Genomic DNA, 16652 nt, shown 5'->3' with positions numbered 1-16652 from the left:
CGCTCGCCGCCCCCGCCGGATACGCCAGGCTGAGGCGGACGGAGGTGTCGGGTGCCGACCAAGGAGATCATCCAGCACATCGGCGCGTTGCTGGACCTGACCGGGGTGCTGGTCATCGCGGTGGGCGTCACGGTCGCCACGGTGGTGTTCGCGGCGCGCTGCGGTCGTACCCGGCAGGTGGTCGCGCACTACCGGGCGTACCGGCAGGGGGTCGGCCGGGCCATCCTGCTCGGCCTGGAGTTCCTGGTCGGCGGCGACATCATCCGTACGGTCGCGGTGTCGCCCACCTTCACCAGCGTGGGCGTGCTGGCGTTGATCGTGGCGGTCCGGACGTTCCTCAGCTTCTCGCTGGAGGTGGAGCTGGACGGCCGCTGGCCCTGGCAGGGCAAGCCTCCGGGGGGCCGATGAGTCGGACGTGAGATGTATTGCTGGCCGGCACCTGCGCACGGGTGAGAGGTTTGATGTCGACTCACCGGGTCACTGACACCGGGAGTGACGAGGGAAGGGGAACACCGGTGCCCGACACGATCCGGACCAGGTCCAGTCAGGACGCCGTCCTGCCACGCGGCGTCACCGACCCGTTGCTGTGGCGCAGCGCGTACGACGTGGCCGCCGCACACCGGCCGGACGTCGCCGGTCGGTGCGCCAGCCTGCTCTGCGCCGGCGCGCCGACGCCCTGCGACCCGCTGACCGCCGCCCGCCGGGCGATGCGCCTGGCCGGGGACGCCGACCGCCGCGCCGAGTCGGCGAGCCGGCCGGCCGGGGAGCGGCGGCGGGCCGCCTGAACGGCCGGTGGGCCGGGTGGTTCGAACCCGGGTCGTCCCGCTTCCGTGTCTATGATCGACAACCCGGCCGGAATGCGGAGAACGAGGAGGATCCGTGACCGTCGACGCCCACGCGTTCTGGCTCCGCGCGCCCGGCGAGGGCGAGATCCGGCCGGTCCGCCTCGACCCGCCCGGCGACGGTGAGGTGCTGGTCCGTACCCGGTTCACCGGCGTCAGCCGGGGCACCGAGACGCTGGTCTTCACCGGCCGGGTCCCCGCCGACCAGCACGCCGCCATGCGCGCGCCGTTCCAGGAGGGCGACTTCCCGGGGCCGGTCAAGTACGGCTACCTCAACGTCGGCACGGTCGAGACCGGCCCGGCGGAGCTGCGCGGGCGCACCGTGTTCTGCCTGTACCCGCACCAGAGCGCGTACGTGGTCCCGGCCGGATCGGTGGTGGTCGTGCCGGACGGCGTGCCGGCGGCCCGGGCGGTGCTGGCCGGCACCGTGGAGACCGCGGTGAACGCGCTCTGGGACGCCGCGCCGCTGGTCGGCGACCGGGTCACCGTGATCGGCGGTGGCATGGTCGGGTGCAGCGTGACCGCGCTGCTGGCCCGCTTCCCGGGCGTCCGGGTCGAGCTGGTCGACGCCGACCCGGGCAAGGCCGGGGTCGCCGAGGCGCTCGGGGTCGACTTCGCCCTGCCCGCCGACGCGACCGGCGGGCGCGACCTGGTGGTGCACGCCAGCGCCAGCGCCGACGGGCTGCAACGCGGCCTGGAGCTGCTCCGCCCGGAGGGCACCGTGCTGGAGCTGAGCTGGTACGGCGACCGCCCGGTCACCCTCGCCCTCGGCGGCGCCTTCCACTCCCGGCGGCTCGCCATCCGCAGCAGCCAGGTCGGCACCGTCTCGCCCCGGCGGGCCGACCGCAGCTACGCCGACCGGCTCGCCGTCGCCCTGGACCTGCTGACCGACCCGGCCTTCGACGCGCTGCTCACCGGCCGGTCCCGCTTCACCGACCTGCCCGACGTGCTGGACCGGCTCGCCTCGGGCCGGCTCCCGGCGCTCTGTCATCTCATCACCTACGGCGAGGAGTGAACGTGTTCAGCGTGACCGTCCGGGACCACATGATGGTCGCCCACAGCTTCCGCGGCGAGGTGTTCGGCCCGGCCCAGCGGCTGCACGGCGCCACCTTCGTCGTCGACGCCACGTTCCGCCGGGCGGAGCTGGACGCCGACGGGATCGTGGTCGACATCGGCCTGGCCACCGAGCAGCTCAAGGCCGTGCTCGGCGAGCTGACCTACCGCAACCTGGACGACGAGCCGGCCTTCGCCGGGGTGAACACCACCACCGAGGTGCTGGCCCGCACCGTCGCCGACCGGCTCGCCGACGCGGTGCACGCCGGCCGGCTGGGGGAGGGGGCCCGGGGTCTGGCCGGGATCACCGTCACGCTGCACGAGTCGCACGTCGCCTGGGCGAGCTACGAACGGCCGCTGTGACCGGATGACCGCCGTCCACGTGGTGCTGCCGGGCGACATCGACGACCCGGCGAACCCCAGCGGCGGCAACGCCTACGACCGGCACGTCTGCCGCGGGCTGGCGGCGCTCGGCTGGACCGTGCGCGAGCACCAGGTGCCGGGCCGCTGGCCGCACCCGGGGGACCGGGAACGATCCGCGCTGGCCGGGCTGCTCTCCGGGCTGCCCGGCGGCGCGACCGTGCTGCTCGACGGCCTGGTCGCCTCGACCGTGCCGGACGTGCTCGCCCCGCACGCCGCGCGACTGCGCCTGGTGGTGCTGGTGCACCTGCCGATCGAGGACGAGGCCGAACGGCGGGCCCTCGGCGCGGCGACCGGGGTGGTCGCCACCAGCGAGTGGACCCGCCGGCGGCTGCTCGACCGTTACCCGCTCGACCCCGCCCGGGTGACGGTCGCGCCGCCCGGCGTCGAGCCGGCCCCGGTCGCCCCCGGCACGCCCGGCGGCGGGCGTCTGCTCTGCGTCGCGGCGGTCACCCCGGTCAAGGGCCACGACGTGCTGGCCGCCGCGCTCGCCGGGGTCGCCGACCTGGACTGGACCTGCGACTGGATCGGCCCGCTGGACCGGGACCCGGCGTTCGTGGACCGGCTGCGTGGGTGGCTCACCGGGGCCGGGCTGGCCGACCGGGTCCGGCTGACCGGCCCGCGTACCGCGACGGAGCTGGCCGCCGCGTACGCCGCCGCCGATCTGCTGGTCCAGCCCTCCCGGCGGGAGACGTACGGCATGGTGGTGACCGAGGCGCTGGCCCGGGGCGTACCGGTGCTGGCCAGCGACACCGGCGGCCTGCCGGCCACGCTCGGGCACGCCCCCGACGGCGACCGGCCCGGCCTGCTGGTGCCACCGGACGACCCGGGTCCGACCGCCGACGCGCTGCGCCGCTGGCTCACCGACCCCGCCCTGCGGGACCGGCTGCGCCGCGCCGCCCGGCAGCGGCGGCCCACCCTCACCGGCTGGCCGGTCACCGTGGACCGGCTGGCGACGGCGCTCAAGGAGGCGACCGCGGCATGACCACCTCACTCCCACCCGACTTCGCGGACTGGCTACGACTGCGCGAGCCCGCCGACGCGGCCGCCCGCTCGGTCGAGCTGGCCGACGCGGCCCGCGACCGGCTGCCCGCCGGACGCCCGCTGGTCGTGCACGACCTGGGCAGCGGCACCGGGTCGATGGCCCGCTGGCTCGCCCCCCGGCTGCCCGGCCCGCAGCGCTGGGTGCTGCACGAACGCGACAGGCACCTGCTGGCGCTGGCCACCGGCGGCGGGCTCACCGCCGCCGACGGCGCGCCGGTCACGGTGACCACCCGCGGCTCGGACATCACCCGGCTGACCCGCGCCGACCTGGCCGACGCCCACCTGGTCACCGCGTCGGCGCTGCTGGACATGCTCACCGCCGAAGAGGTCGACCGGATGGTGGCCGCCTGCGCCGGACACCCGACGCTGTTCGCGCTCACCGTGTCCGGCCGTGCGGAGTTCACCCCGGCGGATCCGCTCGACGCCGAGCTGGCCGACGCGTTCAACGCCCACCAACGGCGGACCGTCGACGGGCGGGCCCTGCTCGGGCCGGACGCGGTGGACGCCACGGTGGCCGCGTTCGGCCGGCACGGCGTCGAGGTGGCGGTGCGGTCCACCCCGTGGCGGCTCGGGCCGGAGCAGGCCGCGCTGACCGCCGAGTGGCTGACCGGCTGGGTGGACGCGGCCGTCGAGGAGCGACCGCATCTGAACGGCCCCGCGCGGACGTATACCGAGTGGCGGCTCGCCGAGGCCGCCGCCGGCCGGGTCGAGGTGGTGCTGCACCACGCCGACCTGCTCGCCGGCTGAACCGTACGGCCCGCCGACACGTGACATCCGGTGGGAACGAGGGAGGACCGTTTGTCACATGTCGCCGTCGCCGCGCCCGTGCCCGTACCGGTCCGGCCGCGCCCGGCCCGGGTGCGCTGGGCCTGGACCCGCCGGGCCTGGTTGCGGCCGGCCGCCGGGCTGGCCGTGCTCGCCGCGCTGGTCGCCTTCGTCGGCACCGGTCCGTTCCTGGCCGGGCTGCGGCTGATCGACGCGCCGGCGCTGGCCGCCGCGCTCGGCATCGGCGTGGTCACCACCGTGAGCGGCGCCTGGCGCTGGTCGCTGGTGGCCGGCGGGCTCGGCGTACGGCTGCCGATGCGCGCCGCGGTGGCGCACTGCTACCGGGCGATCTTCCTCAACTCCACCCTGCCCGGCGGCGTGCTCGGCGACGTGCACCGGGCGGTCCGGCACGGCCGGGACGCCGGGGACGTGGCCCGGGGGGTCCGCGCGGTGGTCTGGGAGCGTGCCGCCGGCCAGGTGGTGCAGGTGGTCATCGCGGTGGCGGTGCTGGCCGCGTTCCCGTCCCCGGTCCGCCGGTACCTGCCGGCGCTGGCCGCTGTCGGGGTGGTGACCGTGGTGGCGTTGGTGCTGGTGGCCCGTGCGGTGCCGCGTTCCGGGGCGTCCCGCCTCGCCCGGGTGGCGCGTACCGCGCTGACCGACGTCCGCGCCGGGCTGCTGGCGCGGCGGACCTGGGCCGGCGTGGTGATCGCCTCGACCGTGGTGTTCGCCGGCCACCTGGCCACGTTCGTGGTGGCCGCCCGCACCGCCGGGGCCGACGCGCCGCTGTCCCGCCTGCTGCCGCTGACCCTGCTCGCCCTGCTGGCCATGGCCCTGCCGCTCAACGTGGGCGGCTTCGGGCCCCGCGAGGGCGTCGCCGCCTGGGCGTTCGCGGCGGCCGGCCTGACCGCGGCCCAGGGCGTCGCCACCGGCACCGTCTACGGCGCGCTGGTCCTGGTGGCCAGCCTGCCCGGCGCCGTGGTGCTGCTGTTGCGCCCGACCGGCAACTGTCGGTGATCCCGCATACGGTGAGGGTGCGAGGTGTGAGTCGTCGGTCAGCCCGGCGACCGGACGGAGGAGAACCATGGACGAAACCCTGCCCAGCGCGACGGTCCGGACCCGGGTCACGGTCCCGCTTCGGTTCCCCGACGGATACTCCACCACCGCCCTGGTGCACACGTTCCACGGCCTGGTGGACGGCCGGGAGCACCTGGCGTTCGGGCTCGGCGGGTACGCCGACGCCGACCCGCCGCTGGTCCGCCCGCACAGCGAGTGCCTGACCGGCGACGTGTTCGGCAGCCAGCGCTGCGACTGCGGCCCGCAGTTGCGCGAGGCGGTCGAGCGGATCGCCGAGGCCGGTGGCTACCTGCTCTACCTGCGTCAGGAGGGGCGGGGCATCGGCCTGTACGCCAAGCTCGACGCGTACGCGCTCCAGGACGACGGGCTGGACACGTACGAGGCGAACCTGGCGCTCGGCCGGGGCGCCGACGAGCGGGACTACACGGTGGCCGCGCAGATGCTCACCGCGCTGGGCGTGGACCGGGTGGCCCTGCTGAGCAACAATCCGGACAAGGCGGCACAGCTCGAAGGGTTGGGCGTCGCGGTGGCCGACCGGGTGGTCACCGGCGTGCACCTGTCCCCGGCGAACGCCGACTACCTGGCGGCCAAGGTCACCCGCGCCGACCACGCCCTCGACCTGCCGTTCGTGCCGTGACCACCCGCCCGTACGTGCTGCTGAGCTGCGCGATGTCGATCGACGGTTACATCGACGACGCGACCACCGAGCGGCTGCTGCTCTCCAACGACGACGACCTGGACCGGGTCGACGCGACGCGGGCCGGGTGCGACGCGATCATGGTGGGCGCGGCCACGGTCCGCCGCGACGACCCCCGGTTGCTGGTGCGCAGCGATCGGCGGCGTGCCGAGCGGGTGGCCCGGGGCCTGCCCCCGTCCCCGGTGAAGGTGACGGTCACCGGCAGCGGCGACCTCGACCCGGTGGCCCGCTTCTTCACCGTCGGCGACGGCGTCAAGCTGGTCTACTGCCCGAGCGGGGTGGTCGACAAGGCCCGGGAGCAGGTCGGCGCGGTGGCCACCGTGGTCGACGCCGGCGAGCCGGTCACCCCGGAGGCGGTCGTCGCCGACCTGGCCGGGCGCGGGGTCGGCCGGTTGATGGTGGAGGGCGGCGGCACCATGCACCGCCAGTTCCTCACCGCCGGGCTCGCCGACGAGCTGCACCTGGTGGTCGCGCCGTTCTTCGTGGGGGACGGTCGGGCCCCCCGGTTCGTCGGGGAGGGCCGCTTCCCGTGGCACCCGGGTCGCCGGGCCCGGGTGGTCGAGGTGCGCCAGATCGGCGACGTGGTGTTGACGCGCTACGCGCTCTCCGACCGCTGCCAGGCCTGACCGACGCCGCTCCGGTTCGCTCTTGTGCAAGCTCACGGTCGAGATTAGTTTGTTGCTCATCCATACGAATGCATCCCTCCCGAAGGGGTATCGATGAGCGTGCACCACCCCGATCCGGGCGCCACCCGCCGCCGCTTCCTCGGCCTGGTCGGCCTCGGCGTGGCCGCCACCGCAGGCGGCCCGCTGCTCGCCGGATGCTCCGAGAAGCCCGCCGGCTCCGGCGCCTCCCAGCAGCTCGACGCCGTCTCCGGCCTGCTGCCGACGCGGAAGGACCTGCCCGGCGCCGTCAAGCCCGACATCGTCGGCACCCGCCCGGTGCCCGACGGCTACACCAGCTACCCGGCGACGCTTGTCGACGCCATCACCGACAAGCCCGGCACCAGCGGCAAGCAGATCACCGCGATGACGCCCGCCTGGGGCCCGGCGCCGCCCGGCATCGCGCAGAGCGCCTACCTCCAGGCCGTCAACGCCGAGCTGGGCACGCCTGTCAACTTCACCATCCAGGACGGCGCCACCTACGCCGACAAGCTCAACGCCATGCTCAGCGCCCGCGACGTGCCGGAGCTGCTCTGCGTGCCGAGCTGGGAGGTGGAGAAGATCCCGCGCTTCGCCGAGGCGATCAAGGCGCTCTTCGAGGACCTCACCGACCACCTCCGGGGCGACGCTGCGAACGCGTACCCGATGCTGGCCAGCTTCCCGACCGGGGCCTGGCGCCAGGCGGTGTGGAACGAGCGGCTGATGTCCGTGCCCAATCCCACGGACGGGCCGTTCCCCTGGGCGCTGTTCGCCCGCAAGGACCTGCTCGACGCGCGCGGCCTGGGGGTGCCGACCAACCTCGACGAGCTGCTGACCGCGGCCCGGCAGGTCACCGACCCGGCTCGCAAGGTGTGGGCGTTCGACGACGTCTTCGCCATGATCCAGATGTTCCACCGGGTGCCCGGCGCCAACCAGGGGTGGCGGCTGCGCTCCGACGGGACGCCGGAGTTCAAGTACGAGACGCCGGAGTTCCGCCAGGCGCTCGAGGTGATGGCCAAGATCTACAAGGACGGCCTGGTCCACCCGGACATCGTGGCCAGTCGCGGCGCGGACGCCAAGCAGTTGTTCGCCAAGAACGGCGCCATCGTGTTCAAGCAGGACGGCATCGGCTTCTGGCAGGGCGCCCAGGCCGAGCACCAGAAGACCAACCCGACGTTGAACATCCAGCCGGTGCCGATCTTCTCCGCCACCGGCGGCGACCCGTTGGTCTGGGGCGAGGACAAGCCGATCTCGTTCACCTTCGTCAGGAAGGGCCTCGGCAAGGATCGGGTCCAGGAGCTGCTGCGCGTCATCAACTGGTGCTCCGCGCCGCTGGGCAGCCAGGAGGCCCAGCTCCGGGACTTCGGCGTCGAGGGCAAGCACCACACCAAGTCGCCGAACGGGCCGGTCAAGACCGACCTGGCGTTCAAGGAGATCGCCAACCAGTACTTCTTCATCAGCGGTCGCAACCCCACCATCGGGCCGTACCCGGACACCCCCCGCTACGTCCCGGACGTGCTGAACTACTCCAACCAGATGGTCAAGTTCCTGGAGAAGAACCCCTGGGCCGGGGTCAAGCTGGAGATGCCGGCCGCCTACAAGGCCAACCAGGTGCCGACCGAGGACAAGTTCACCGACGTGCTGCGCGGCCGGCGTCCACTGAGCGACGCGGACGCCATCGTCGCCGAGTGGAAGGCCAACGGCGGGGAGGAAGCCCGCAAGCTGCTCGCCGACTCGCTGCCCAAGGCGGCCAAGTGAGCGAGCCGGCCGTCGCGGTCGGGCCCGAGCGGGCCCGACCCGACGAGCCGGCCCCACCGGCCCGTCGCCGACCGCCCCGCCGTCGCCGGGTGCCGCTGCGCAGCCGGCTGCGCCGCGACTGGCAGTTGCTGGCCATGGTGGCGCCCGGCTTCCTGGTGTTGCTGATCTTCAGCTACCTGCCGATCGCCGGCAACGTCATCGCGTTCCAGGACTACAACCCGTACCTGGGCGACAATCCGTGGCAGGCGTTCACGCACAGCAACTGGATCGGCTTCGGCCAGTTCCAGCTCCTCTTCGACGACCCGGCGTTCTGGGACGCGTTCCGCAACACGCTCGCCATCACCGCGTTCCAGCTCGTGTTCTTCTTCCCGCTGCCGATCCTGCTCGCGGTGATGCTGCACAACCTGCTCTCCAGCCGGCTGCGCGGCCTCGTCCAGACCATCGTCTACCTGCCGCACTTCTTCAGCTGGGTGCTGGTGATCAGTTTCTTCGTCGCGATGCTCGGCGGCGCGGGGCTGCTGGCCCAGACCATGCGCGACGCCGGCATGCAGCCGTGGAACGTGATGACCGACCCGGACACGTTCATCGTCCTGGTCACCGCCGAGGCGGTCTGGAAGGACGTGGGCTGGGGCACCATCGTGTTCCTCGCCGCACTGTCCACCATCGACCAGAGCCTCTACGAGGCCGCCGCGGCGGACGGCGCCGGCCGGTGGCGGCGGCTCTGGCACATCACGCTGCCCGGCCTGCGTCCGGTGATCGTGCTGCTGCTGATCCTGCGCCTCGGTGACGCGCTCTCGGTCGGCTTCGAACAGTTCCTGCTGCAACGCGACGCGGTCGGCCGGCAGGCCGCCGAGGTGCTCGACACCTTCGTCTACCACTTCTCCATCGCCACCGGGAACTACGGCTACGGCGCGGCGGCCGGCCTGTTCAAGGCCGTGGTCGGCCTGGTGCTGATCCTGGCCGCGAACCGGGTGGCGCACCTGCTCGGCGAACGAGGGATCTACTCGAAGTCATGACCGTGATCATCCGACGGCCGCCGCGCGCGCGGCCCCACCGCCCGGTGTGGGAGGAACCCCCCACCCGCGTCGGCCAGGCGCTCAAGGCCACCCTGCTCACCCTGCTGGTGCTCGGCGTCCTCTTCCCGCTCTGGGTGGTGCTGGTGACCAGCCTCTCGTCGCGCCGGACGATCGCCGACGCGGGCGGCCTGGTGGTGGTGCCGAAGGGCATCGACACCTCGGCCTACGCCACCATCTTCGCCGGCGGCGCGGTCACCCGGGCGCTGTGGATCAGCACGCTGGTCACCGTCTGCGGCACCGCGATCGCGCTGACCGTCACCGTGCTGGCCGCGTACGGGTTGTCCCGGCCGGGCACGCTGGGGCACCGCTGGCTGCTGGCGTACTTCCTGATCCCGTTCCTGGTCTACCCGCCGCTCGTGCCCCGCTACCTGGTGGTCACCGGGCTCGGGCTCAAGGACACCATCTGGGCGCTGGTGCTGCCGTCCGCGATCAGCGTGTTCAACCTGGTGGTGGTGCGCGGCTTCTTCCAGGGCATCCCGCAGGAACTGCTGGACAGCGCGCGTATCGACGGCGCCAGCGACTTCCGTACGCTGGGCCGCATCGTGCTGCCGTTGTCCCGTGCGGTGATCGCCGTGGTCGGTCTCTTCTACGCGGTCAGCTACTGGAACGTCTGGTTCGACGCGCTGCTGTTCATCGACCGCAACGACATGTACCCGATCCAGCGGGTGTTGCAGAGCTACCTGCTGGCCGGGCAGGCGCCGCACACCTCCGGCGCGGCCAGCGGCGTGACCATGCCGCCGACCGAGGCGATCAAGATGGCGGTGGTGGTGCTGACCGTCGCGCCGATCGTCGCGGTCTACCCGTTCATCCAGCGGCACTTCATCAAGGGGGTGCTGATCGGGGCCGTCAAGGGCTGATCAGAGCACCTGGGACAGGAACCGCCGCAGCCGGGGGTGTTCGGGGGCCTCGAACACGGCGGCCGGCGGCCCGGCCTCCAGCACTCTGCCGGCGTCCATGAACGCGACCGTGTCGGCGACGGTGCGGGCGAAGCCCATCTCGTGCGTGACCACCACCATGGTCATGCCGGCGGCGGCGAGGTCGGCCATCACCGCGAGCACGCCCTTGACCAGCTCCGGGTCCAGCGCCGAGGTGGCCTCGTCGAAGAGCATCACCTGCGGGCGCAGCGCGAGCGCGCGGGCGATGGCGACGCGTTGCTGCTGGCCGCCGGAGAGCTGCGCCGGCCGGGCGTCGGCCTTCGCGGCGAGCCCGACCAGGTCGAGCTGGGCGCGGGCCACCGCCTCCGCCTCGTCCCGGTCGAGCTTCTTCAGCTTCCGCAGCGCGAGCGTGACGTTGCGCAGCACGCTCAGGTGCGGGAAGAGGTTGAACTGCTGGAACACCATGCCGACGCGTTGCCGCAGCGCGTCCGGGTCGTCGCGTAGCACGCTGCGCCCGTCCAACAGCACGTCGCCCCGGTCCGGCTCGATCAGCCGGTTGACGGTGCGCAGCAGCGTGGACTTCCCGGAGCCGGACGGTCCGATCACGCAGGCGGTGCCGCCCCGGGCCACGTCCAGGTCCGCGCCGCGCAGCACCCGGTGCGCGCCGAACGCCAGGTGCACGTCGCGGACGGCGAGGCTGACCGAGGTGACGGTGCCGGTGCTCATCGCGGGTCCCTTCCGGTCGGGGTGACGCCGGCCGGCGTCAGGTCGGTGTCGGGCTCGGGCGGCGGTGCGGCCGGGCGGCCCTGGCGCAGCCGCCGGTCCAGCCAGTTGACCGCGTGCGTCAGCGGCACGGTCAGCAGCAGGTAGCACAGGCCGGCCAGCAGCAGCGCGGACTGGTTGCCGGTGTTCGCCGCGTAGTCCTGGCCGATCCGGAACAGCTCCCGCTGGCTGGCCAGCAGGCCGAGGAAGTAGACCAGGCTGGAGTCCTTGATCAACGCGATGAGCTGGTTGACCCAGGCGGGCAGCACCCGGCGTACGCCCTGCGGGATGATCACCAGCCGCATCGACTCGGCCCAGGAGAAGCCGAGCGCCCGGGCGCCCTCCAACTGGGCGGCCTCCACGCTCAGGATGCCGGCCCGGAAGATCTCGCCGAGGTAGGCGGCGGCGATCAGCGACAGCGCCAGCACGCCCAGCGGGTAGGGGTTCGGGCCCCAGACCTCCATGCCCAGCGGCGCCAGGCCGACGCCGATGAGCAGGATGGTGGCCGCGGCCGGCAGGCCGCGGAACACGTCGGTGTAGACCCGGGCCGGCCACCGCAACCAGCGGGTACGCGAGATGCCGGCGACCGCCAGCAGCATGCCCAGCACCGAGCCGAGCAGGGCGGCGGAGGCGGCCAGGATCAGCGTGTTCGGCAGCCCGACGGTCAGCATCTCGGGCAGCGCCTCGCGCATCGACCCCCAGTCGAAGAACGTCTCCCAGAGGGTGCTCAGTGGATCCATGTCCGCTCCGTCCGTCCCGCTCGTGCCCGGTTACCGGTTCGCAGAGGCCGCCGACGGCGACGGCACGGCTACCGATCCGCTGCCGGGGGTGAAGTCGGCCGGGATCGGCCGCCCCGGGTAGTACCGCTCCTGGAGGCGGCTCCAGGTGCCGTCGGCGATCACCTGGTCGAGGCCCTTGTCCAGCGCCTCGCGCAGCCTGTCGTTGCCCTTCGCCACCGCGTACGCGGTCGGCGCGGGGCTGAGCTGCTTCGCCGCGACCTTGATCTTGCCGGAGCTGTCGGCCGCGGACTTGTCGCCGATCTCGGCGGGCGCGATCCAGGCGTCGGCGGTGCCGGCCTTGAGCTGGTTGACCGCGCCGTTGTAGTCGGGCACCCGCACCGGGTTCAGCTTCTCCTTCGTGGCGAAGTCGTCCTGCACGGTGCCCTGGACCACCACCACGCGCTTGCCGGCGAGCTGGTCGAAGCCGGTGATCGCGGAGCCGGCCGGCACGTCCAGGCCGAAGTAGCCGAAGTCGTAGCCGTTACCGAAGTCGACGGTCTTCTTCCGGGCCTCGGTGACCGTGATCGAGGAGCTGCCCACGTCGAACTTGCGGTTGTTGACCTGGGCGAGCAGCGCGGAGAAGTCGGTGCCGACGAACTCCACCTTCAGACCGACCTTCCCGGCGACGGCCCGCAGCAGGTCGTTGTCGAAGCCGGTGAACTCGCCGTCCTTGAGGAAGACGTTCGGCGGGGCGTCGGTGAGCGTGCCGGCCCGGATCACACCGGGTTGCCGTAGGCCGTACGGGTTGTCGGCCGCGTCGTCGGCTGCCCCGCCGCAGGCGGTCAGCGCGGTGGCGGCGAGCACGGCGGCGGCGCCGAGCGCGGCGACGCGGGTCAGGGCGGTACGGATACGCACGATGTCTCTCCAGAGTGGACGGACACGCGGGACGCGTGCCGGTGCCGGCGCCGCCGGGCACGGCGAAGCCGGAAGGATGGATCGGGGAAAGGGTGGAGCGGTCGCTCAGCGCGCGTCGCGACAGCGGTCGCTGCACACCCGCATCAGGTCGACGTGGCGGCGCGTGACCAGCATGAGGCGGGTCGGAACGAGGGGCGGTGCGAACATCGGGTCTCCCTGGCCGGTTGGTGCTGACCTGGGTGCCAGGCCACGCTTGCGCCGACTGCCGTCGGCGCCTGGTCCTCACCCGGAGCACCCCACCGTGGCGGAGGGTTGCCGGCCAGCGAGCCGGGGCTTGACGCTGGCGCTCATGACCTGCCGAAAGGCTAGCAGCACCGGTGCGCCGGTCGTCCAGCCGTTATGACCACCCTCACGGCCGTGCCTTACCGGGCGACTCCCTGCCGGACTAGCTCTTGCTATGCAACAAAGTGCATAGCAAGATGGCCGGCATGTCACTGGAGCACGCCATCCTCGTCTCGCTGCTGGAGCAACCCGCCTCCGGCTACGAGCTGGCCCGTCGCTTCGACCGCTCGATCGGGCGCTTCTGGACCGCCACCCACCAGCAGATCTACCGGGTCCTCAAACAGCTCGCCGAGGACGACCGGATCACCGGTGAGGAGATCGGTCAGGAGAGCCTGCCGGACAAGAAGCTCTGGTCGGTCACCCCGACCGGCCGGGCCGCACTTGTCGGCTGGCTGCACGCCCCGGTGCGCCCGGAGGCGGTCCGGCACGAACTGGCCGTCAAGATCCGGGGCGCCGCGTTCGACGACGCGGCCGGGCGCGCGCTCCTGGTCGCCGAGGTCGAGCGCTACCGCGCCGACCACGAGACCGTCCTCGCCGGCTACCTGGCCGGCGAGCGCCGCGACTTCGGCTCCGCCGCACCCGACGCCCGGGCGGCGTTGCAGCACGTGGTGCTGCGCGGCGGCATCGCGTACGAGCGGATGGTGCTGGCCTGGCTGGACGACGTCCTGGCCACCCTCCGCGACCTCGACCCGGAAAGGCCCCCCGCGTGAGCGACCCGCTGCTGTTCCACCCGCACCACTACGACCCCGCCGACCTCGACGAGACCTCGCGGCGGCTGCTGCGCGCCACCATCGACTGGTTCGAGACCCGGGGCAAGCGCGCCTTGGTCGACAGCTACCACGCCCGCGAGTGGTACGCCGACTTCCTCGACTTCGCCGCCCGGGAACGCCTCTTCGCCACGTTCCTCACCCCGGCCGCCGACGGCGGCGACGACGCCGACAAGCGTTGGGACACCGCCCGCAACGCCGCGCTCAGCGAGATCCTCGGCTTCTACGGGCTCGGCTACTGGTACACCTGGCAGGTCACCGTGCTCGGCCTCGGGCCGGTGTGGCAGAGCGGCAACGCCGCCGCCCGGGCCCGCGCCGCCGAGCTGCTCGACCAGGGGCACGTGATGGCGTTCGGCCTCTCCGAGCGTCCGCACGGCGCCGACATCTACGCCACCGACATGCTGCTCACCCCCGACGGCGCGGGTGGTTTCCGGGCCACCGGCGGCAAGTACTACATCGGCAACGGCAACGTCGCCGGGCTGGTCTCGGTCTTCGGCCGGCGCGCCGACGTCGAGGGCCCCGAGGGGTACGTGTTCTTCGCCGCCGACAGCCGGCACCCGGCGTACCGGCTGGTCCGCAACGTGGTCGCCGCCCAGATGTACGTCTCCGAGTTCCGGCTGGAGGACTACCCGGTGCGCGCCGAGGACGTGCTGCACACCGGGCCGGCCGCGTTCGACGCCGCGCTGAACACGGTCAACGTCGGCAAGTTCAACCTCTGCACCGCGTCCGTCGGCATCTGCGAGCACGCCATGTACGAGGCGGTCAGCCACGCCCACGGCCGGGTGCTGTACGGCCGGCGGGTCACCGACTTCCCGCACGTGCGCCGCGAGCTGACCGACGCGTACGCCCGGCTGGTGGCGATGAAGCTCTTCAGCGACCGGGCGGTCGACTACTTCCGCTCGGCCGGCCCGGACGACCGCCGCTACCTGCTGTTCAACCCGATGACCAAGATGAAGGTCACCACCGAGGGCGAGAAGGTGATCGACCTGCTCTGGGACGTCATCGCCGCCAAGGGCTTCGAGGCCGACACCTACTTCGACAAGGCCGCCAAGGACATCCGTGGCCTGCCGAAGCTGGAGGGCACCGTCCACGTCAACCTGGCGCTGATCCTCAAGTTCATGCCCAACTACCTGTTCCGGCCCACCGAACACCCGGCGGTGCCGACCCGGCGGGACGCGGCCGACGACACGTTCCTGTTCCGGCAGGGCCCGGCGCGTGGCCTCGGCGCGATCCGGTTCCACGACTGGCGCGCCCCCTACGACGCGCACGCCCACCTGCCCAACGTGGCCCGGTTCCGGGAACAGGCCGACGGTCTGGTCACGCTGCTCGCCGCGCACGCGCCGGACGAGACGCAGCAGCGCGACCTGGACTTCCTGCTCACCATCGGCCAGCTCTTCGCGCTCGTGGTCTACGGTCAGCTCGTCCTGGAGCAGGCGGAGCTGACCGGTCTCGACCCGGACCTGCTCGACGAGATCTTCGACCTGCTGGTCCGGGACTTCTCCGGCTACGCCACCGAGCTGCACGGCAAACCGGCCACCACCGACGAGCAGGCCGCCTGGGCGCTCGCCCACATCCGCCGCCCGGTGGTCGACGCCGATCGCAGCGCCCGGACGTGGCAGCGGGTGGCCGACCTGGCCGGCGCGTACGAGATGCGACAGTGAGCGGCGAAATCGGCGGGCGGGACCGCACGGTGGGCCGGTAGGTTGCACGAATGTTCGCGCTTGCCCTGACCGACGACGCCGAGCTGCGACCGTTGCAGCCCTGGCACGCCGACGAGTTCCTCGCCAACCTCGACCGCTGCCGGGAGCACATCGCGCCCTGGGTCGGCGCGTCCTTCGTGGCCACCGACGCCGAGTCGGCCCGCCGGGTCCTCCAGGCGTACGCGGACCGGTGGGCCCGCGACGACGGCGGGATCTGGGGCATCTGGCAGCGCGGCACGCTCGTCGGTGGCGTGCTGCTGGTGTCGCTGAGCACGGCGCGCGGCGTCTGCGAGGCCGGCTGCTGGCTGGAGGCGGACGCGGAGGGCCAGGGCCTGGTCACCCGCGCCGCCCGGGTGGTCATCGACTGGGCGGTCCGGGAGCGCGGCATCCACCGCGTCGAGTGGGTGACCCGGGCCGGAAACGAGCGCAGCATCGCGGTCGCCCGCCGGCTCGGCATGCGTCGCGACGGGGTGCTCCGGGACGCCGCGCCGGTGCCGGAGGGCCGGGCGGACATGGAGGTCTGGTCGGTGCTGGCGCCGGAATGGACGGCCTGAGAAGGGTTCTTGTCGTACCCGGACGTCAACATGTGTCCATGGCTGTCCCCGCACTGGCCGACCGGTCCCCCCAGCCGCGCGCCCTGCCGCTGCGCGAGGTCCGCACCCGGCTCACCCAACTCGTCTCCCTCGCCGAGCTGACCGACACGGTCACCGTCGTCACGCGTGACGGCGATCCCCGCCCGATCGCCGCGATCGTGCCCGCCCCGGCCGCCCGCACCGGGGCCCAGGCCCGGGCCGACGCGGAGCGGATCGCCGCGATCAGCGCCGGCTGGGCCCGCCGCCTGGAGGAGCTGCACCGGCAGTCCAGCCGGCGGCACGCCGCCGAGCTGCGGGCCCTCACCGACGCGCTCGCCGAGGCGTGGGCCGAGCTGGACCGGCGCGCGCCGGCCGGCGACGCGGCCCTCACCCGGCTCCGTGCCGCCCACGCCGACCTGCTGCGCCCCTGACCGGCCGCGCCGACCGACGCCCGGCGGCAAGCGCCGCCCGTGCCTCGCCCGAGGGCCAGGCGCCACCGGCCCCGTCGCCCGGGTCGTCCGCACCACGCGCCCGACCCGGGAGCCGCCCGGCCCGACCCGGCCGGCGCCGCCGTGGGGGGGGGCGCCCCGGGGGGGGGGGGCGGGCGCCGCGCGGGGCGGGGGCGCAACG

19 protein-coding genes and 1 riboswitch are annotated in these 16652 nt (G+C 73.5%); of the genes, 16 read left to right on the top strand and 3 right to left on the bottom strand.

The features are described 5' to 3' along the window. The first annotated feature begins 51 nt into the window (after nucleotides 1–51). The 12 genes from ACLQ2W_RS13445 to ACLQ2W_RS13390 all read left to right on the top strand — a co-directional run bounded on the left by ACLQ2W_RS13445 (nucleotide 52) and on the right by ACLQ2W_RS13390 (nucleotide 10227). Nucleotides 52–408 carry a DUF1622 domain-containing protein gene (locus ACLQ2W_RS13445; RefSeq protein WP_405089794.1) on the top strand — a complete coding sequence of 119 codons (357 nt, stop codon included), beginning with the start codon at nucleotides 52–54 and terminating at the stop codon, nucleotides 406–408. Nucleotides 409–515: 107 nt separating this feature from the next. Further along, nucleotides 516–785, top strand: coding sequence for a hypothetical protein (locus ACLQ2W_RS13440; protein WP_425786673.1), 270 nt, complete (start codon nucleotides 516–518; stop codon nucleotides 783–785). A 94-nt stretch (nucleotides 786–879) separates the two neighbouring features. Beyond that, a complete protein-coding gene (locus tag ACLQ2W_RS13435; RefSeq protein ID WP_425786672.1) occupies nucleotides 880–1857 on the top strand; it encodes a zinc-dependent alcohol dehydrogenase in 978 nt (325 codons plus the stop codon). 2 nt (nucleotides 1858–1859) lie between these two features. After that, entirely contained in the window at nucleotides 1860–2258 is a 399-nt protein-coding gene (locus tag ACLQ2W_RS13430; RefSeq protein WP_107157360.1) for a 6-pyruvoyl trahydropterin synthase family protein, read from the top strand. A 4-nt stretch (nucleotides 2259–2262) separates the two neighbouring features. Continuing rightward, a complete protein-coding gene (locus ACLQ2W_RS13425) occupies nucleotides 2263–3300 on the top strand; it encodes a glycosyltransferase family 4 protein (protein WP_425786671.1) in 1038 nt (345 codons plus the stop codon). Beyond that, the gene (locus ACLQ2W_RS13420; protein ID WP_425786670.1) at nucleotides 3297–4106 is read left to right on the top strand and encodes an SAM-dependent methyltransferase; all 810 of its coding nucleotides are present in this window, start codon (nucleotides 3297–3299) and stop codon (nucleotides 4104–4106) included. The genes ACLQ2W_RS13425 and ACLQ2W_RS13420 overlap by 4 nt, the downstream gene beginning before the upstream one ends. A gap of 111 nt (nucleotides 4107–4217) precedes the next feature. Then, nucleotides 4218–5138 (top strand): lysylphosphatidylglycerol synthase domain-containing protein, encoded by a 921-nt coding sequence (locus ACLQ2W_RS13415; RefSeq protein WP_425786961.1) that lies wholly within the window; start codon nucleotides 4218–4220, stop codon nucleotides 5136–5138. Nucleotides 5139–5205: 67 nt separating this feature from the next. Continuing rightward, nucleotides 5206–5835: a GTP cyclohydrolase II gene (locus tag ACLQ2W_RS13410; RefSeq protein WP_425786669.1), complete on the top strand. Its 630-nt coding sequence runs from the start codon at nucleotides 5206–5208 to the stop codon at nucleotides 5833–5835. After that, on the top strand, nucleotides 5832–6521 hold the full coding sequence (locus tag ACLQ2W_RS13405) for a RibD family protein (RefSeq protein WP_405089788.1): 690 nt from the start codon (nucleotides 5832–5834) through the stop codon (nucleotides 6519–6521). Before ACLQ2W_RS13410 ends, ACLQ2W_RS13405 begins: the two co-directional genes overlap by 4 nt. Nucleotides 6522–6614: 93 nt before the next feature. After that, nucleotides 6615–8294, top strand: coding sequence for an extracellular solute-binding protein (locus tag ACLQ2W_RS13400; RefSeq protein WP_425786668.1), 1680 nt, complete (start codon nucleotides 6615–6617; stop codon nucleotides 8292–8294). Further along, nucleotides 8291–9310, top strand: a complete 1020-nt coding sequence (locus ACLQ2W_RS13395; RefSeq protein ID WP_425786667.1) for an ABC transporter permease — start codon at nucleotides 8291–8293, stop codon at nucleotides 9308–9310. Before ACLQ2W_RS13400 ends, ACLQ2W_RS13395 begins: the two co-directional genes overlap by 4 nt. Continuing rightward, nucleotides 9307–10227, top strand: a complete 921-nt coding sequence (locus tag ACLQ2W_RS13390; protein WP_425786666.1) for a carbohydrate ABC transporter permease — start codon at nucleotides 9307–9309, stop codon at nucleotides 10225–10227. Before ACLQ2W_RS13395 ends, ACLQ2W_RS13390 begins: the two co-directional genes overlap by 4 nt. On the opposite strand, the gene ACLQ2W_RS13385 is transcribed toward ACLQ2W_RS13390, so the two are convergent. Genes ACLQ2W_RS13385 through ACLQ2W_RS13375 form a run of 3 tightly spaced genes read right to left on the bottom strand, consistent with a single transcriptional unit; the run spans nucleotide 10228 to nucleotide 12641 of the window. Continuing rightward, complete coding sequence (locus tag ACLQ2W_RS13385) at nucleotides 10228–10971, bottom strand: amino acid ABC transporter ATP-binding protein (RefSeq protein WP_425786665.1); 744 nt, start codon at nucleotides 10969–10971, stop codon at nucleotides 10228–10230. Further along, a complete protein-coding gene (locus ACLQ2W_RS13380) occupies nucleotides 10968–11747 on the bottom strand; it encodes an amino acid ABC transporter permease (RefSeq protein WP_425786664.1) in 780 nt (259 codons plus the stop codon). Before ACLQ2W_RS13380 ends, ACLQ2W_RS13385 begins: the two co-directional genes overlap by 4 nt. Nucleotides 11748–11777: 30 nt before the next feature. After that, the gene (locus ACLQ2W_RS13375) at nucleotides 11778–12641 is read right to left on the bottom strand and encodes an ABC transporter substrate-binding protein (RefSeq protein ID WP_425786663.1); all 864 of its coding nucleotides are present in this window, start codon (nucleotides 12639–12641) and stop codon (nucleotides 11778–11780) included. 244 nt (nucleotides 12642–12885) lie between these two features. Then, nucleotides 12886–12996: riboswitch (SAM riboswitch) on the bottom strand. 133 nt (nucleotides 12997–13129) lie between these two features. Between ACLQ2W_RS13375 and ACLQ2W_RS13370 the strand changes: the two genes are divergently transcribed. Genes ACLQ2W_RS13370 through ACLQ2W_RS13355 form a run of 4 tightly spaced genes read left to right on the top strand, consistent with a single transcriptional unit; the run spans nucleotide 13130 to nucleotide 16453 of the window. After that, entirely contained in the window at nucleotides 13130–13693 is a 564-nt protein-coding gene (locus tag ACLQ2W_RS13370; RefSeq protein ID WP_107157372.1) for a PadR family transcriptional regulator, read from the top strand. Further along, a complete protein-coding gene (locus ACLQ2W_RS13365; RefSeq protein WP_425786662.1) occupies nucleotides 13690–15411 on the top strand; it encodes an acyl-CoA dehydrogenase family protein in 1722 nt (573 codons plus the stop codon). Before ACLQ2W_RS13370 ends, ACLQ2W_RS13365 begins: the two co-directional genes overlap by 4 nt. A 50-nt stretch (nucleotides 15412–15461) precedes the next feature. Next, nucleotides 15462–16004: a GNAT family N-acetyltransferase gene (locus ACLQ2W_RS13360; protein WP_107157374.1), complete on the top strand. Its 543-nt coding sequence runs from the start codon at nucleotides 15462–15464 to the stop codon at nucleotides 16002–16004. Nucleotides 16005–16042: 38 nt separating this feature from the next. Continuing rightward, a complete protein-coding gene (locus ACLQ2W_RS13355) occupies nucleotides 16043–16453 on the top strand; it encodes a type II toxin-antitoxin system Phd/YefM family antitoxin (protein WP_281941943.1) in 411 nt (136 codons plus the stop codon). Nucleotides 16454–16652: the final 199 nt, after the last annotated feature.

Origin of the sequence: Micromonospora sp. DT227, assembly GCF_049841835.1 — a bacterium.
Taxonomy (GTDB): domain Bacteria; phylum Actinomycetota; class Actinomycetes; order Mycobacteriales; family Micromonosporaceae; genus Micromonospora.
The sequence above is the reverse complement of the archived record's forward strand: the minus strand, read 5'-3'. Positions and strand labels throughout refer to the sequence as shown.

What these genes read in the sequence shown, in the direction of transcription:
- ACLQ2W_RS13425 (WP_425786671.1), top strand. Translation starts at nt 2,263, where the DNA reads ATGACCGCCGTCCACGTGGTGCTGCCGGGCGACATCGACGACCCGGCG.
- ACLQ2W_RS13420 (WP_425786670.1), top strand. Translation starts at nt 3,297, where the DNA reads ATGACCACCTCACTCCCACCCGACTTCGCGGACTGGCTACGACTGCGC.
- ACLQ2W_RS13410 (WP_425786669.1), top strand. Translation starts at nt 5,206, where the DNA reads ATGGACGAAACCCTGCCCAGCGCGACGGTCCGGACCCGGGTCACGGTC.
- ACLQ2W_RS13400 (WP_425786668.1), top strand. Translation starts at nt 6,615, where the DNA reads ATGAGCGTGCACCACCCCGATCCGGGCGCCACCCGCCGCCGCTTCCTC.
- ACLQ2W_RS13390 (WP_425786666.1), top strand. Translation starts at nt 9,307, where the DNA reads ATGACCGTGATCATCCGACGGCCGCCGCGCGCGCGGCCCCACCGCCCG.
- ACLQ2W_RS13385 (WP_425786665.1), bottom strand. Translation starts at nt 10,971, where the DNA reads ATGAGCACCGGCACCGTCACCTCGGTCAGCCTCGCCGTCCGCGACGTG.
- ACLQ2W_RS13380 (WP_425786664.1), bottom strand. Translation starts at nt 11,747, where the DNA reads ATGGATCCACTGAGCACCCTCTGGGAGACGTTCTTCGACTGGGGGTCG.
- ACLQ2W_RS13370 (WP_107157372.1), top strand. Translation starts at nt 13,130, where the DNA reads ATGTCACTGGAGCACGCCATCCTCGTCTCGCTGCTGGAGCAACCCGCC.
- ACLQ2W_RS13360 (WP_107157374.1), top strand. Translation starts at nt 15,462, where the DNA reads ATGTTCGCGCTTGCCCTGACCGACGACGCCGAGCTGCGACCGTTGCAG.
- ACLQ2W_RS13355 (WP_281941943.1), top strand. Translation starts at nt 16,043, where the DNA reads ATGGCTGTCCCCGCACTGGCCGACCGGTCCCCCCAGCCGCGCGCCCTG.